Below are 15,564 nucleotides of genomic sequence, written 5' to 3'. Positions count from 1 at the left end.
CGGCGTTGTCGCATCCGGAACCCTTTTTTTCACAGGCTTGGGTCACAATACAGCCGGCATGCGCTTGGCCACGGGGTCATCGCCGCCGCGCATCTGGCATGCACGGCAGCGACATGGGCGCGCACCAGGACGGGCAGCAAGCCCGGCCGGTTCAGCGCCCGCCAGCCAGCCATTTGTTGGGATCGGGTTAACTTTTGCTACTAAAACCATAAACGGAGCACGAGGTGAGTGTGAGCCTACATCGCCGGAAAGATGCGCCTACTGTCCGTCAGCGCTGGTCAACGCTGGCCGTCACGGCATTCGGTCTGCTGCTAGCGCAGCCAGCCGCCTATGCCGCGGGGTTCGGACAATTAAGGGTCCAATCCAACCTGGGGCAGCCGCTCCAGGCTGAAATCGATATCACCGGCGTGACGCCCGAGGAAGCCGACAGCCTGGCTGTCAAGCTGGCCCCGGCGTCCGCCTATTCCCGTGCCGGGCTGACCTATCTGTCGGCCATCTCCAGCGTCCGGCTGGACGTGCAGAAGCGTCCGAACGGCAGCTACGTGGCCACCGTGCGGTCCAACCAGCCGCTCAGCGAGCCGTTTGTCGACATCCTCGTCGACATGACGTGGTCCAGCGGCAAGATCACCCGCGCCTATACGTTCCTGCTGGATCCGGCCGGCGCCAAGCCGTCGAACCAGGCGTTCTCGCCGACCACCGTGGTGCAGGCCGCGACCCCCGATGCGTCGCCCGCCGCCGCGCCGGTGCCGGCGCCCATGGCCGCCGCGCCTGCCGCACCGTCCGCCGCCCCCACGCCGGCGCCCGCGCGCCAGCCGCGCCGCGCCGCCCCGCCCGCTGCCGTGGGCGATGGCGTGGCCGCCAACGGCAACTACACGGTCCAGCGCGGCGACACGCTCTATGCCATTGCCGGCGAAGCCGCGCAGGGCCAGGACGCCGTGTCGCTGGAGCAGATGCTGCTGGCGCTGTATCGGAACAATCCCAACGCCTTCATCGGCGGCAACATCAACCGGATCAAGTCTGGCGCCGTGCTCAAGGTGCCGAGCGCCCAGCAGGCCCAGTCCGTCAGCCCGCGTGAGGCCCGCCGCGAGGTGGTGGCCCGCACTCAGGGCTTCGACAGCTACCGCAGCCGCCTGGCGGCTGCCGCCGCGGCGAAGTCCGTGGAAGCCGGGTCGGGCCGCGAGCAGTCGGGCAATGTGACCGCCCGCGTGCAGGACACCACGGTGCCGAACGCCGGCCCGCGCGACGAACTGAAGCTGTCGAAGGGCGACAAGGCCGACAAGGGCGCGCAGGCCAAGGCCGAAGCCGAGGTGGCGAACCAGCGCAAGCTCAAGGAAGCCGAGTCGCGCGTGACGGACCTGGAGAAGAACATCTCCGACATGCAGCGCCTGATGGAGCTGAAGAACGCGGAGATCGCCAAGCTCAACCAGGGCAACCAGGCCGCCAAGGCCGCGGCTGCGCCGGCCACCGCTGCGGCAGGCACCAAGCCGGCGGACGCCGCCGCGCCCGCGCCGACCGTGGTCCCGGCCGAGCCGGCCAAGGCCGCCGCCCCGAGCACGGCCACGCCGGAACCGGCCCCGGCCGCCACGGCCGATGCGTCGGCGGCGACCGCTGCCACCGCTGCGGCCGCAGCCACCGCCGCAGCCGCTTCGGCCCCCGCTGCCACCACCCCGGCCGCCGCCGCATCCGCGCCGCAGGGTGCCGCTTCGGCCACTGCCGCCGCGCCGGCTTCGGCACCGGCTGCCGCCAGGAAGGCGCCGCCCGTTGTCCAGCCGATCGCCGAGCCGTCGTTCGCCGACGAACTGCTGGCCAATCCGATGCTGCTGCCCGGCGTCGGTGTGCTGGTTGCGTTGCTTGGCGGTTATGCGTACTATCGCCGCCGCCAGAAGCAGAAGGCCGGCGAGAACACCGGCTTCGGTGACAGCATCCTGTCCCAGGAAAGCACGGTCATGGCCGGCGGACACTCGTTGTTCGGTACCGCCGGCGGCCAGAGCGTCGACACGTCGCAGCACAGCGTGTTCGGTGCCGACTTCCGCATCGGCAACAACTCGCCCGAAGCGACGGAAGTGGATCCGATTGCCGAGGCCGAGGTGTACATCGCGTACGGACGCGACGTGCAGGCCGAGGAAATCCTGCGCGAAGCGTTGCAACAGAATCCGGAGCGCCAGGCCATCCGCCTGAAGTTGCTGGAGATTTACAACACTCGTCAGGATGTGGAAGGTTTCCGGGTGATTGCAGAAGAAATGTTCGCCCAGGTAGGCGGACAAAGCGCGGACTGGCAGCAGGTCGCGGAAATGGGTCGCAAGCTGGATCCGGGCAACGCGCTGTACCTGTCGGTGGCCCCCGAGGTGATGGCGGAAGCCGATACGACCACTCCGGTGGCCGACCAATGGCGTACGCAGGACCCCGCGCAGTCGCTGCAGGCCGCGCCGCAGGCGTCGGCCATGCCGGACCTGGCGCTGCCGCTCGACGCCTTCCCGGCGCCGGCCCCCGGCGAGCCCATCGTGGCACCGGCGTCGGCATCGATGGCCTTCGGCAACGAGCGCGCCGAGCCGGTGGCCCGCCTGGACGACATCCTCGACGAGGGTCACGACGCCGCTCACGCGCCCGCGCTGGACACCCCCACGCGCTCGCGCCCGCTGGAATTCGACATGTCCGCGCTGTCGCTCGACCTGAATCCGGCCACGCCGGACGCGGGCGGGCTGCAGCCGGCGCCGCTGGCCACGGCCACGTACGACGCGCCGTCGCTGGCCGAATCGACCGTGCCGCTGCCGGCCCCGACGATGCTCCAGAACGGCAAGCTGGTCGAGCCGATCGACCTGAGCCGCGTCACGTCCGAAGGGCTGGGCGACGCCACGCATGGCGTTTCCGCCAGCACCCTGTCCGCCACGGGCATGGACGGCAGCCGCGACATGCAGATCAAGCTGGACCTGGCGCGCGCCTATATCGAGATCGGCGACAAGGAAGGGGCGCGCGAACTGCTGCAGGAAGTGGTCGAGCAGTCGGACGACCCGCTGCAGACCGAGGCCCGCACGCTGCTGCGCGACGTGGCCTGACCTTCGCCGGCCCGCGGGTTCCGCCCCAAAGGCCGGTATGATGCAGGGTTTGCGGCACGCCGGAGATCGGGCGCGCCGCGGCCCGAAGCGATGCGCCGGAAGCGTCCCTTCCGGCGCATTTTGTTTTTGCGCATCGTCCCCTCCATGAATCGCATCGCCATCGGACTCCACTACGACGGGTCGGCCTTCTCGGGCTGGCAGTCGCAGCCCCACCGCAATACCGTGCAGGACCACCTGGAAGACGCCATCGAGCGCTTTGCCGGGACGCGCCTGCTGACCACGGTGGCGGGGCGGACCGACACCGGCGTGCATGCGCTGGGGCAGGTGATCCATCTCGATACGGTGCTCGATCGCGACAAGTTCTCGTGGGTGCGCGGCGTCAACGCATTCCTGCCGCCGTCCATCGCGCTGCAATGGGCCGAGCCGGTCGACGCGGGCTTCCACGCGCGCTTTCTGGCCTATGAGCGGATGTACTACTACGCGCTCTACACCGGGCCGCACCGGGTGCCGATGATCCACGGCCGGGCCGGCTACCAGATGCTGCCGCCGGGCCAGCGGCTCGATGTCGACGCGATGCGCGCGGCGGCCGCCTGCCTGATCGGCGAGCACGACTTCTCGGCCTTCCGCGCCGCCGAATGCCAGGCCAGGTCGCCGGTCAAGACACTCTACGACGTGACGATCCAGGCCGACGGGCCGTGGGTGTTTCTGCGATTCCGCGCCAGCGCCTTCCTGCACCACATGGTCCGCAACCTGATGGGCTGCCTGGTGGCGGTGGGGCGCGGGCGCTACCCGCCCGAGTGGCTGGCCGAGGTGCTGGCCGGCCGCAGCCGGCAGAAGGCCGCGCCGACGTTCATGCCCGACGGCCTGTACCTGGTCGGCGTGAAGTATCCTGAGCCGTACCGGCTCCCCCGGGCGGATGCGTCCGCCAGCCTCTTTCACGGAGTGTTTGCCGATGATGGCGCCTGATTCCGGCCCCGTGCCCCCGCGCACACGCATCAAGATCTGCGGCCTGACGCGGCCGGAGGACGTCCGCGCGGCCGTGGACGCCGGCGCCGACGCCATCGGCCTGGTGTTCTACGACAAGAGCCCGCGCTACGTCGACGTCGCCCACGCCGCCGCGCTGGCCGAGCAGGTGCCGCCGTTCGTGACCGTGACCGGGCTGTTCGTCAATGCCGATGCCGAGGAAGTGGCCCACGTGGCCGAGCGGGTGCCGTTGACGCTACTTCAGTTTCATGGGGACGAATCGCCGCAGCAATGCACCGAGACGGCGCGGCGCTGCCGGCTGCCATTCATGCGCGCGGCCCGTGTCCAGCAGGGCCTTGATTTGGTAGAATTCGCCGATCAATACCGTGACGCCGCCGGCCTGTTGCTCGACGCCTTTGTCGAGGGCTACGGCGGTGGCGGCCACGTCTTCGACTGGACCCTGATTCCTGCCCCATGGCTTCCGCCCAATCCTGCCAACCCGTCCGCAAACGACGCACCTCGCATCGTTTTGAGTGGTGGGTTGAACGCGCAAAACGTCGCTGGTGCGATTGAGCGCGTGCGCCCCTACGCCGTCGATGTCAGCAGCGGCGTGGAGGCGAGCAAGGGTGTGAAAGACCACGCCCGCATTGCCGCATTCGTGCGCGCAGTGCGGATGGCGGACGCAGCCCTGGCCGGCCGGTAGCCCCGGACCGGCCCTGCGCCACCCCCGCCCGCTGCCCGATTCCAAATTTGATGCGCTCCGCCGCCCGCTGCGCGGAGCGCCACCTGAGAGCCTGGACATGTACGACTTGCCCGATTCCCGAGGCCATTTCGGCCCCTACGGCGGTAGCTTCGTTTCCGAAACGCTGGTCCATGCGCTGGACGAGCTGCGCGAAGCCTATGCGCACTACCAGCAGGACGCCGATTTCAACGCCGAATTCCAGCGCGAGCTGAAGCACTTCGTCGGCCGCCCGTCTCCGATCTACCACGCCCAGCGCTGGAGCGAGACGCTTGGCGGCGCGCAGATCTACTTCAAGCGCGAGGACCTGAACCACACCGGCGCGCACAAGATCAACAACGTCATCGGCCAGGCGCTGCTGGCCCGTCGCATGGGCAAGAAGCGCGTGATCGCCGAGACCGGCGCCGGCCAGCACGGCGTGGCCACGGCCACCATCGCCGCGCGCTTCGGCATGGAATGCGTGGTCTACATGGGCTCCGAGGACGTGCGCCGCCAGGCGGCCAACGTCTACCGCATGAAGCTGCTGGGCGCCACGGTGGTGCCGGTGGAAAGCGGCTCCAAGACGCTCAAGGACGCGCTGAACGAGGCGATGCGCGACTGGGTGACCAACGTCGAGACCACGTTCTACATCATCGGCACGGTGGCCGGCCCGCATCCGTACCCGATGATGGTCCGCGACTTCCAGTGCGTGATCGGCGAGGAATCGAAGGTGCAGATGCCCGAGATGACCGGCCGCCAGCCGGACGCCGTGATCGCCTGCGTGGGCGGCGGTTCGAACGCGATGGGAATCTTCTACCCGTACATCGGCCACGAGGACGTGCAGTTGATCGGCGTGGAGGCGGCCGGCGACGGCCTGGAGACGGGCCGCCACGCGGCGTCGCTGACCGGCGGCTCGCCCGGCGTGCTGCACGGCAACCGCACCTACCTGCTGCAGGACGACAACGGCCAGATCATCGAGACCCATTCGGTGTCGGCCGGCCTGGACTACCCCGGCGTGGGCCCGGAGCACGCGTGGCTCAAGGACATCGGCCGCGCGCAGTACGTGCCGATTACCGACGACGAGGCGCTCAAGGCGTTCCATGACTGCTGCCGGATCGAAGGCATCATCCCGGCGCTGGAGTCCAGCCACGCCATCGCCTACGCCTGCAAGCTGGCGCCGACGCTGCCGAAGGACAAGCTGCTGCTCGTGAACCTGTCCGGCCGCGGCGACAAGGACATGCATACGGTGGCCGAACGTGCGGGGCTGAAGCTGTAATGCGCGCGCTGCCCCCTGAAACTGCATCGTCACAAGTGGAAGAGGGCGGCGCCGCGGCGCCGTTCGACATCCTGGACACCGACGTGGTCCGCCTGTACCAGGAAGACGCGCTCGAAGGCATCCGGCGCATCCCGGACCAGTCGATCGACCTGATCGTCGCCGATCCGCCCTACGGCCTGGGCAAGGACTACGGCAACGACTCCGACCTGCTGTCCGGCGACGCCTACCTGGAATGGTCCGAGCGCTGGATGGACGCCATCATCCCCAAGCTGGCGCCCAAGGGCACGCTGTACCTGTTCTGCACGTGGCAGTACTCGCCCGAGCTGTTCGTCATGCTCAAGAAGCGGCTGACGATGATCAACGAGATCATCTGGGACCGCCGCGTGCCCAGCATGGGCGGCACCACGCGCAAGTTCTCGTCGGTGCATGACAACATCGGCTTCTTTGCCCGCCAGCGCGACTACTACTTCGACCTGGACCCGGTGCGCATCCCGTATGACGCCGAGACCAAGAAGGCGCGCAGCCGGCCGCGTTTCGAAGGCAAGAAGTGGCTGGAAGTGGGCTACAACCCCAAGGACCTGTGGAGCGTGCCGCGCATCCACCGCCAGGACCCCGAGCGCGCCGACCATCCGACGCAGAAGCCGCTGGAGATTGTCGAACGCATGGTGCTGTCGAGCTGCCCGCCCGGCGGCATCGTGCTGGACCCATTCACGGGCAGCGGCACCACGGCGGTGGCCTGCGTGCGCCACGGCCGGCGCTTTGTCGGCTTTGAGATGAATCCGCAGTATGCCGCGCTGGTGCGCGAGCGCGTGACGGCAGCCCAGCCGGTGTACGCGCAGATCCAGCCCGATACTCCCGCAACGACCCCGGACGCCGCGAACGACGATGCCAATGACGACGCATCGGCCGTGCAGCGCCTGATCTGAGACTCCCGGCAAGGCCAACCATGTCCCGTATCCAGAAGACTTTCGCGGCGCTGGCCGCGCAGAACAAGAAGGGCCTGATTCCGTTCATCACCGCCGGCGACCCGGCGCCCGCGCTGACCGTGCCGCTGATGCACGCGCTGGTGGCCGGTGGCGCCGACGTCATCGAGCTCGGCGTGCCGTTCTCGGACCCGATGGCCGACGGCCCGGTGATCCAGCGCGCCTCCGAGCGGGCGCTGGCGCAAGGCGTGTCGCTGGCGCAGGTGCTGGCCTGGGTGGCCGAGTTCCGCCAGACCGACGACGCCACGCCCGTGGTGCTGATGGGCTACGCCAACCCGATCGAGCGGATGGGCGAGGCGGCCTTCGCCAAGGCTGCCGCGGCGGCTGGCGTGGACGGCGTGCTCGTGGTCGACTATCCGCCCGAGGAATGCGAGTCGTTTGCCGGGCTGATGCGCGACAACGGCATGGACCCGATCTTCCTGCTCGCGCCCACCTCGACCGATGCCCGCATCGCGGCCGTGGCCCGCGTGGCCAGCGGCTATCTCTATTACGTGTCGCTCAAGGGCGTGACCGGATCGGCCACGCTGGACCTGGACAGCGTGGCCGCCCGCCTGCCGCTGATCAAGCAGCATGCCAACCTGCCGGTGGGTGTCGGCTTCGGCATCCGCGACGCCGAGACGGCGCGCGCCATCGGCAGCGTGGCCGATGCCGTGGTCATCGGCAGCCGGCTGGTGCAGTTGCTGGAGGATGCGCCGCGCGACCAGGCCGTCGAGGCGCTGCGTACCTTCATCGCCGGCATCCGCCAGGCGCTGGACGCGTAAGCCTTGACAGCCGTGTGACGCCTGCTGAAAAAATACGCGCCGATTGTGCTGTTCGATGCACAATTGGCGCGTTTTGCTTAGCCGCGTGACGGCCCGGCGTGGTAAATTCGCGGCCTGATTCCCTGCCGTCCCGGTGTCCGACCTCTCAGAGAGGGGCGTCGACGCGCGCGGCAGCTATCCGAAAGGAGCTTTCATGAGCTGGTTGGATAAACTCCTGCCTCCCAAGATTCAACAGACCGATCCTTCCACCCGCAAGGGCATTCCGGAAGGGCTGTGGGTCAAGTGCCCGTCGTGCGAGTCCACCCTGTACCGCACCGACGTGGAAGCCAATCTGCATGTCTGCCCGAAGTGCGACCACCACATGCGGATCCGGTCGCGCGAGCGCCTGGACAAGCTGCTGGACGCCGAGGGCCGCTTCGAGATCGGCCAGGAAATCGTGCCGGTGGACGCGCTGAAGTTCAAGGACACCAAGAAGTACCCGGACCGCATCAAGGCCGCCATGGAAGACACGGGCGAGACCGACGCGATGGTGGTGATGGGCGGCGCGATCCACACGATCCCCGTGGTCGTGGCCTGCTTCGAATTCGAGTTCATGGGCGGGTCGATGGGCTCCGTCGTCGGCGAGCGTTTTGCCCGTGGCGCGCAGGCCGCGCTGGAGCAGAAGGTGCCGTTCATCTGCGTGACGGCCACCGGCGGCGCGCGGATGCAGGAAAGCCTGCTGTCGCTGATGCAGATGGCCAAGACCACGGCCATGCTGAACCAGTTGTCCAACGCCAGGCTGCCGTTCATCAGCGTGCTGACCGACCCGACGATGGGCGGCGTGTCGGCATCGTTCGCCTTCCTGGGCGACGTGGTGATTGCCGAGCCCAAGGCGCTGATCGGCTTTGCCGGCCCGCGCGTGATCGAGCAGACCGTGCGCGAGAAGCTGCCGGAAGGCTTCCAGCGCGCCGAGTTCCTGCTGCAGAAGGGCGCCATCGACATGATCGTCGACCGCCGCCGCCTGCGCGGGGAAATCGCCCAGGTGCTGGCGCTGCTGCAGAAGCAGCCGGCCGATGCGGTGGCCTGACGCGGTAGCGTGATTTGCAGGACAATGGCGCGGGTGCCACCACCCGCGCCATTTTGCTTTTTGTAGTGTCGAAAGTGTCGTCAACGAGCATGCCCATCTTCCACAATCTCCCCGACTGGCTTCACCACCTGGAAACCGCCCATCCCGTGGGCATCGACATGGGTCTGACGCGCATCACGCGCGTCAAGGAAGCACTGGGTCTGCGCATCGACGCCGTGGTGTTCACGGTGGGCGGCACCAACGGCAAGGGGTCGACCTGCGCGATGCTCGAACGCATCCTGCTGGAGGCCGGCTACAAGGTGGGGCTGCATACGTCGCCGCACCTGATCTCGTTCAACGAGCGCGCCCGCCTGAACGGCGAGCAGGCCACCGACGCGCAGCTGCTGCCGCACTTCGAGGCCGTCGAGCGCGCCCGCACCAGCTTTGCCGATCCGGTCAGCCTGACCTACTTCGAGTTCACGACGCTGGCCATCATCCACATGTTCGCGGCAGCCGGGCTGGACGCCATGATCCTGGAAGTGGGGCTGGGCGGCCGGCTGGACGCGGTCAATGTGATCGATACGGACTGCGCGGTGATTACCAGCGTCGATATCGACCACACCCAGTACCTGGGTGACACGCGCGAGAAGATCGGCTACGAGAAGGCCGGCATCTTCCGCCCGCACGTGCCGGCGATCTGCGGCGACCCGATGCCGCCGCAATCGGTCATCGACCATGCCGAGGCCGTCGGGGCCGACCTGTGGCTCGTGGGCCGCGACTTCCGCCACCAGGCCGCGCCGGGGCAGGAGCGCCAGCAATGGGACTGGACCGGCCGCGACCGCAAGCTCAACGGGCTTGGCTATCCGGCCCTGCGCGGCGCCAACCAGTTGCTGAACGCGTCGGCGGCGCTGGCCGCGCTGCAGGCCATGCGCCCGCGGCTGCCGGTCAGCGCGCAGGAAGTGCGCAACGGGCTGGCGTTCGTCGAGCTGCCGGGCCGCTTCCAGGTGATGCCGGGCCGCCCGGCGGTGATCCTCGATGTGGCGCATAACCCGCACGCGGCGGCCACGCTGGGTCAGAACCTGGAGAACATGGGGTTCTTCCGCTACACCTACGCCGTGTTTGGCGCAATGGCGGACAAGGACATCGCCGGCGTGCTGCAGCATGTGGCCGACAAGGTCGACCACTGGTGCCTGTGCGACCTGCCGACCGAGCGGGCCGCCACGGCCGCCCAGGTGCGCGAGGCACTGGACGCCACCGGCTTCCACGAGGGCCCGGACAATACGGCGGCATGCTTCGCAAGTCCGGAACTGGCGTATCGCGACGCCATCGGCAGGGCAACCGAGAATGATAGAATCCTGGTCTTCGGATCGTTCTACACGGTGGCCGGCGTGATGGCATACCGCGCCACGCAGGCCAACTGATACCAGGCTGAACTCCCGGGCCGGAACGACATCACACCGGACACCACTCTTTGGGCATCTATGGGCCTGCTTTCGCTGTTCTCGTCCCGCAAGGGCACTGACCCGGCACCCGAACGGGGTCGCCGTACCCGCGCGGAACCCGGCGCCGGCATCGGCGCATCGCGCCGGCCTGTCGATGAGTACGCCGACGACAGCCTCGACCCCGACTTTCCCCAGAAACAACGCGCCCGCCGCCGCCTGATCGGCGCCGTGGTGCTGCTTGCCGTGGCCGTCATCGTCCTGCCGATCGTGTTCGAGCACAAGCCGCGCCCGGTGTCCGACGACGTGGCCGTCAGCGTGGCCAACGGGCAGGGCGCACAGAAGCCGAAGGTCGAGGCCCGCAAGGCGCAGGCGCTGCCGCCCTCGGCCGGCACGGCCCGCAACGACGCCGCGCTGGACGCCGGCGAGGAAATCGTCAGCACGCCGGCCGCCGACAAGCCGAAGGCCGCCGATACGAAGGTGGCGGACAAGCCCGCGGACAAGCCGGCCGACAAGCCCGCCGACGCCAAGCCGGCCGCCAATACCAAGTACCTGATCCTGATCGGCGCGTTCTCGTCGGAAGAGCGCGCAAGGAACTGGCTGGCCAAGCTCAAGGAGAGCAAGGTGCCGGCGTATGTGGAAAAGAAGACGCTGGCCGACGGCGAGCGGATCCTGCTGCGTGCCGGCCCGTTTCCGAGCCGCGACGCGGCCGATGCGGCGGACCGGAAGGTGAAGTCGATCGGCCTGACCTCGAAGATCGTCGAGCAATAGGGCATCAAACGACGCATCGGACGCATTGGCAACCCGGACCGGCCGCGCCAGGCATTGCGCGGCGGCAGTCCGGCCCCATCTGAACAGGAACCGGCGCCGCACGCATGGCTTTTACCTTCTTTGACTACGCCGTCGCCTTCATCCTGGTGGCGTCGGCGCTGATCGGCGTGCTGCGCGGACTCGTGCGCGAGGTGCTGGCGCTGGTGGGCTGGGTGGTGGCGTTCGTGCTGGCCTATCACTTTGGCGGCATGGCCGCCGGATGGATGCCCGAGACGCTGCCCGGCGGCGCGCTGACGCGCAGCGCGCTGGGCTTCCTGGCAGTGTTCTTCGGCACGTGGATCGTTTCGGCGCTGGCCGGGGCGATCCTGGGCCAGTTGCTGGAAACCACGGGCCTGAAGCCGGCCGATCGCGGGCTGGGCCTGGTGTTCGGGCTGGCGCGCGGCGTGCTGATCGTGATGCTGGTGGTCGTGGTGGCCGGGCTCACGAAGCTGCCCGAGGAACCGTTCTGGCGCGACGCGGTGTCGCGCCCGTATGTGATGCAGGCCATGGACGAACTGCGGCAGTGGCTGCCGCCCGACCTGGCGAAGTATGTGAAGGCCTGACCCCGTAGCGGGCCTGACCGGATCGAAAGACGCGGCTGCTGGACGAACCCACGGCCGCGGCGCAGTATCAACGCAGTTCCGTCGCGTACATGACGGAATGGCGCCCCCTGAATCATTTGCCTTTCCTGGGAGTTCGGCATGTGCGGTATCGTCGGCGTGGTTTCCACCAGCCCTGTCAACCAACTGATCTATGACAGCCTGCTGCTGTTGCAACACCGCGGACAGGATGCAGCCGGCATCGCCACGGCCAACGGCAGCACCTTCCACATGCACAAGGCCAACGGCCTGGTGCGCGATGTCTTCCGCACGCGCAACATGCGTGGCCTGCCCGGCACGTCGGGCATCGGCCAGGTGCGCTACCCGACCGCCGGCTCGTCGAGCGAGGAAGAGGCCCAGCCGTTCTACGTGAACGCGCCGTACGGCATCATGCTGGCCCACAACGGCAACCTGACCAATTCCGAGCAGCTTCGCGAGGAAATGTTCCGCCGCGACCGCCGCCACATCAACACGCACTCGGACTCCGAGGTGCTGCTGAACGTGCTGGCCGACGAGCTGCAGCGCGCCAGCGGCGGCAAGACGCTGGACCCGGCCACGATCTTCCAGGCGGTGAGCGGCATGCATCGCCGCGTGAAGGGCGCCTACGCCATCACCGCGCAGATCTCGGGCTACGGCCTGCTGGCCGTGCGCGACCCGTTCGGCATCCGCCCGCTGTGCATCGGCAGCATCGACACGCCGACCGGCAAGGAATACCTGATCGCATCGGAATCGGTGGCGCTGGAAGGCATGGGCTACACGATGGACCGCGACGTGGCGCCGGGCGAGGCGATCTTCGTCGACCTGGACGGCAAGCTCCACAGCCAGCAGTGCGCTGAAAACCCGCAGCTCACGCCGTGCATCTTCGAGTACGTCTACCTGGCCCGTCCGGACTCGTGCATCGACGGCGTGCCCGTCTATGACGCCCGGCTGCGCATGGGCGACTACCTGGCCGAGAAGATCCGCCGCGAAGTGCCGGCCGGCGAGATCGACGTGGTCATGCCGATTCCCGATTCCAGCCGTCCGGCCGCCATGCAGGTGGCCAACGCGCTGGGCGTGCCGTACCGCGAGGGCTTCTTCAAGAACCGCTACGTGGGCCGCACCTTCATCATGCCGGGCCAGGCCGTGCGCAAGAAGTCGGTGCGCCAGAAGCTGAACGCCATGGGCGTGGAGTTCCAGGGCAAGAACGTGCTGATCGTCGACGACTCGATCGTGCGCGGCACCACGTCGTTCGAGATCGTGCAGATGGCGCGCGACGCCGGCGCCAAGAAGGTGATCTTCGCCTCGGCCGCGCCGCCGGTGAAGTTCCCGAACGTGTACGGCATCGACATGCCCACGCGCAGCGAACTGGTGGCCCACGGCCGCACCGACGAGGAAGTGGCGCGCATGATCGGCGCGGACCAGCTGGTCTACCAGGACGTGGAGGCGATGAAGCAGGCCGTGCGCGACATCAACCCGAATCTGCGCGACTTCGATGCGTCGTGCTTCGACGGCAAGTACGTGACCGGCGACATCGACGAAGCCTACCTGGACCGCCTGGAAACGGCGCGCAGCCAGGCCGACCGCGAAGGCCCGAGCGGCGATACCGAGCGTTCGCAACTGCACCTGCAGCGTTCGGGCGGCAACGAATAACAACGACACCTACTGGGCAGCACTGCAGCATGAGCGATCCGAACCAAGACGAGTCCTACGGCATCGATACCCTCGGCGTGCGCGCCGGCACCCTGCGCTCGGCCGAGTTCATGGAGCATTCCGAGGCGATGTACCTGACCTCGAGCTTCTGCTTCAACTCGGCCGCCGAGGCCGCCGAGCGCTTTGCCAATTCGGAAGAGGGCTACACCTACTCGCGCTTCACGAACCCGACCGTGTCGATGTTCCAGGCGCGGCTGGCGGCGCTGGAGGGTGCCGAGGCGTGCATGGCCACGGCATCGGGCATGAGCGCGATCCTGTCGGTTGCGCTGGCGTCGCTGCAGGCCGGCGACCACCTGGTCAGCTCGCGCTCGATCTTCGGGTCGACCATGACGCTGTTCAACACGATCCTGGCCAAGTTTGGCGTGGAGACGACGTACGTGGACAGCGGCGACCTGGGCGCGTGGCGCGCGGCCGTCCGCCCGAACACGAAGCTGTTCTTCCTGGAAACGCCGTCGAACCCGCTGACCGAGGTGTCGGACATCGCCGCCGTGGCGGACATCGCCCACAACGCGGGCGCGCTGTTCGTGGTCGACAACTGCTTCTGCTCGCCCGCGCTGCAGCAGCCCATCAAGTTCGGCGCCGACGTGGTGGTGCATTCGGCCACCAAGCACATCGACGGCCAGGGCCGCGTGCTGGGCGGCGCCGTGGTGGGCAAGCGCGACTACATCATGGGCAAGGTCTTCCCGCTGGTGCGGACGGCGGGCCCGACGATGTCGGCGTTCAACGCGTGGGTCATGCTCAAGGGCATGGAGACGCTGGCGATCCGCATGGAGCGCCACTCGCAGAGCGCGCTGCAACTGGCCCAGTTCCTGGAGTCGCACCCGGCCGTGAACCGCGTGTTCCATCCGGCGCTGCCGTCGCATCCGCAGTACGAGATCGCCCGGCGCCAGCAGAGCGGCGGCGGGGCGATTGTCTCGTTCGAGCTGAAGGGCGACACGCCGGAGCAGATGCGCGCCAACGCCTGGCGCGTGATCGACAGCACGAAGCTGTGCTCGATCACCGGCAACCTGGGCGATACCCGCACCACGATTACCCACCCGTACACCACCACCCACGGCCGCGTCGCGCCCGAAGCCAAGGCCGCGGCCGGCATCAGCGAAGGGCTGATCCGGCTGGCAGTGGGCCTGGAATCGGTCGAAGACCTCAAGGCCGATCTGCTGCGGGGGCTGGGGCAGTAGTCCTAACGCCCGCTGCGGGTTGTCTCTCCGCTCCCGCGCGCGGGAGCGGGGCCGGGGAGAGGGGGCGGCGCCTCAAGACGCGATGGTCTCAGCTTGCACCACTGGCCCTCTCCCCCAACCCCTCTCCCGCGTGCGGGAGAGGGGAGTCACCCCCCCTGCATACCCTCACCGCGTACCCCTACCGCATACCCCTTACCGCAGCATCCGTCGCCGCAGCAGCACCAGCGCCACCACTAGCGCCACGGCTGCGTAGGCTGCCAGCACGATCACGTGCAGCGCGGCGTGTTCCACGGGCCGGCCCAGCATCAGCGGACGGATCAGCGCCACCGCGTGCGCCAGCGGCAGAAGCTGCGTGGCTTTCTGCGCGCCTTCCGGTAGCTGTTCGAGCGGGAAGAAGACGCCGGACAGCAGCAGCATCGGCGTCATGATCAGCGTCTGGTAGAACATGAAGAAGTCGTAGCTCGGCGCCAGCGCCGTCACGATCATCGCCAGGCTGGCGAAGGCAATGCCGGCCAGCACGATCACGGGCAGCGCCGCCAGCGCGCCGGGGAACTGCGCGTAGCCGAGCAGCCCGGCCACGATCATGATCGCGGCGCCCGACAGCACCGCCTTGCTGGCGGCCCATAAGACTTCTCCCAGCACGACATCGCCCAGTGTCAGCGGCGCGTGCATGATCGCCTCCCACGTGCGCTGGACGTGCATGCGCGAGAACGCCGAGTACATCGACTCGAAGCTCGCCGACATCATCACGCTCGACGCCGTGGTCCCGGCCGCCAGGAACGCGATGTACGACACGCCGTGTACCTGCCCGACCAGCAGGCCCAGCCCCAGGCCCAGGCCGAACAGGTAGATCATCGGGTCGGCCAGGTTGCCGATCATCGACGGGATGGCCAGCTTCTTCCAGACCATGTAGTTGCGGTACCAGACCATCATCCAGTTGCGCGCGTTGCGCGGCAGCAGCGGCTGGGGATAGTGCTGGCGCGGCGGGGCCGCCGCCAGGGCAGGGGACGCGGCCACGTCGGGGTTGCGGGGGTCCTGTTCGCTCATGTC

General features: G+C 68.3%; 13 protein-coding genes. 12 read left to right on the top strand and 1 reads right to left on the bottom strand.

Annotation, left to right across the window (positions count from 1 at the left end; all coding sequences use genetic code 11):
• Positions 1-224 precede the first annotated feature (224 nt).
• The 12 genes from EPAKOI_RS10870 to EPAKOI_RS10815 all read left to right on the top strand — a co-directional run bounded on the left by EPAKOI_RS10870 (position 225) and on the right by EPAKOI_RS10815 (position 14,514).
• Positions 225-3,053: a FimV/HubP family polar landmark protein gene (locus EPAKOI_RS10870; RefSeq protein ID WP_423192193.1), complete on the top strand. Its 2,829-nt coding sequence runs from the start codon at positions 225-227 to the stop codon at positions 3,051-3,053.
• Between the two features lie 144 nt (positions 3,054-3,197).
• Entirely contained in the window at positions 3,198-4,019 is an 822-nt protein-coding gene (truA, locus tag EPAKOI_RS10865) for a tRNA pseudouridine(38-40) synthase TruA (protein WP_124683779.1), read from the top strand.
• Entirely contained in the window at positions 4,006-4,719 is a 714-nt protein-coding gene (locus EPAKOI_RS10860) for a phosphoribosylanthranilate isomerase (RefSeq protein WP_409558960.1), read from the top strand. The genes truA and EPAKOI_RS10860 overlap by 14 nt, the downstream gene beginning before the upstream one ends.
• A 97-nt stretch (positions 4,720-4,816) precedes the next feature.
• Positions 4,817-6,010, top strand: coding sequence for a tryptophan synthase subunit beta (trpB, locus tag EPAKOI_RS10855; RefSeq protein WP_313835027.1), 1,194 nt, complete (start codon positions 4,817-4,819; stop codon positions 6,008-6,010).
• Complete coding sequence (locus EPAKOI_RS10850; RefSeq protein ID WP_423192192.1) at positions 6,010-6,936, top strand: DNA-methyltransferase; 927 nt, start codon at positions 6,010-6,012, stop codon at positions 6,934-6,936. Before trpB ends, EPAKOI_RS10850 begins: the two co-directional genes overlap by 1 nt.
• Before the next feature lie 20 nt (positions 6,937-6,956).
• The gene (gene trpA / locus EPAKOI_RS10845) at positions 6,957-7,754 is read left to right on the top strand and encodes a tryptophan synthase subunit alpha (protein WP_124683782.1); all 798 of its coding nucleotides are present in this window, start codon (positions 6,957-6,959) and stop codon (positions 7,752-7,754) included.
• 193 nt (positions 7,755-7,947) lie between these two features.
• Entirely contained in the window at positions 7,948-8,820 is an 873-nt protein-coding gene (accD, locus tag EPAKOI_RS10840) for an acetyl-CoA carboxylase, carboxyltransferase subunit beta (protein ID WP_124683783.1), read from the top strand.
• 89 nt (positions 8,821-8,909) lie between these two features.
• Positions 8,910-10,220, top strand: a complete 1,311-nt coding sequence (gene folC / locus EPAKOI_RS10835; protein ID WP_423192191.1) for a bifunctional tetrahydrofolate synthase/dihydrofolate synthase — start codon at positions 8,910-8,912, stop codon at positions 10,218-10,220.
• A gap of 60 nt (positions 10,221-10,280) precedes the next feature.
• The gene (locus EPAKOI_RS10830; RefSeq protein ID WP_423192190.1) at positions 10,281-11,009 is read left to right on the top strand and encodes an SPOR domain-containing protein; all 729 of its coding nucleotides are present in this window, start codon (positions 10,281-10,283) and stop codon (positions 11,007-11,009) included.
• Positions 11,010-11,113: 104 nt separating this feature from the next.
• The gene (locus tag EPAKOI_RS10825; protein WP_124683786.1) at positions 11,114-11,611 is read left to right on the top strand and encodes a CvpA family protein; all 498 of its coding nucleotides are present in this window, start codon (positions 11,114-11,116) and stop codon (positions 11,609-11,611) included.
• A 138-nt stretch (positions 11,612-11,749) separates the two neighbouring features.
• Complete coding sequence (purF, locus tag EPAKOI_RS10820) at positions 11,750-13,276, top strand: amidophosphoribosyltransferase (protein WP_124683787.1); 1,527 nt, start codon at positions 11,750-11,752, stop codon at positions 13,274-13,276.
• Positions 13,277-13,305: 29 nt separating this feature from the next.
• On the top strand, positions 13,306-14,514 hold the full coding sequence (locus EPAKOI_RS10815) for an O-succinylhomoserine sulfhydrylase (RefSeq protein ID WP_124683788.1): 1,209 nt from the start codon (positions 13,306-13,308) through the stop codon (positions 14,512-14,514).
• A 192-nt stretch (positions 14,515-14,706) separates the two neighbouring features.
• Here the strand turns inward: EPAKOI_RS10815 and EPAKOI_RS10810 are convergent, their stop codons facing one another.
• Positions 14,707-15,561 (bottom strand): ABC transporter permease, encoded by an 855-nt coding sequence (locus EPAKOI_RS10810; protein ID WP_124683789.1) that lies wholly within the window; start codon positions 15,559-15,561, stop codon positions 14,707-14,709.
• Positions 15,562-15,564 lie beyond the last annotated feature (3 nt).

The organism is Cupriavidus sp. H18C2 (genome assembly GCF_049393795.1).
In the GTDB taxonomy this organism is placed as follows: Bacteria; Pseudomonadota; Gammaproteobacteria; order Burkholderiales; family Burkholderiaceae; genus Cupriavidus; species Cupriavidus pauculus_C.
Note: the sequence above shows the minus strand (reverse complement) of the source record. Positions and strands in the feature narration are given on the sequence as shown.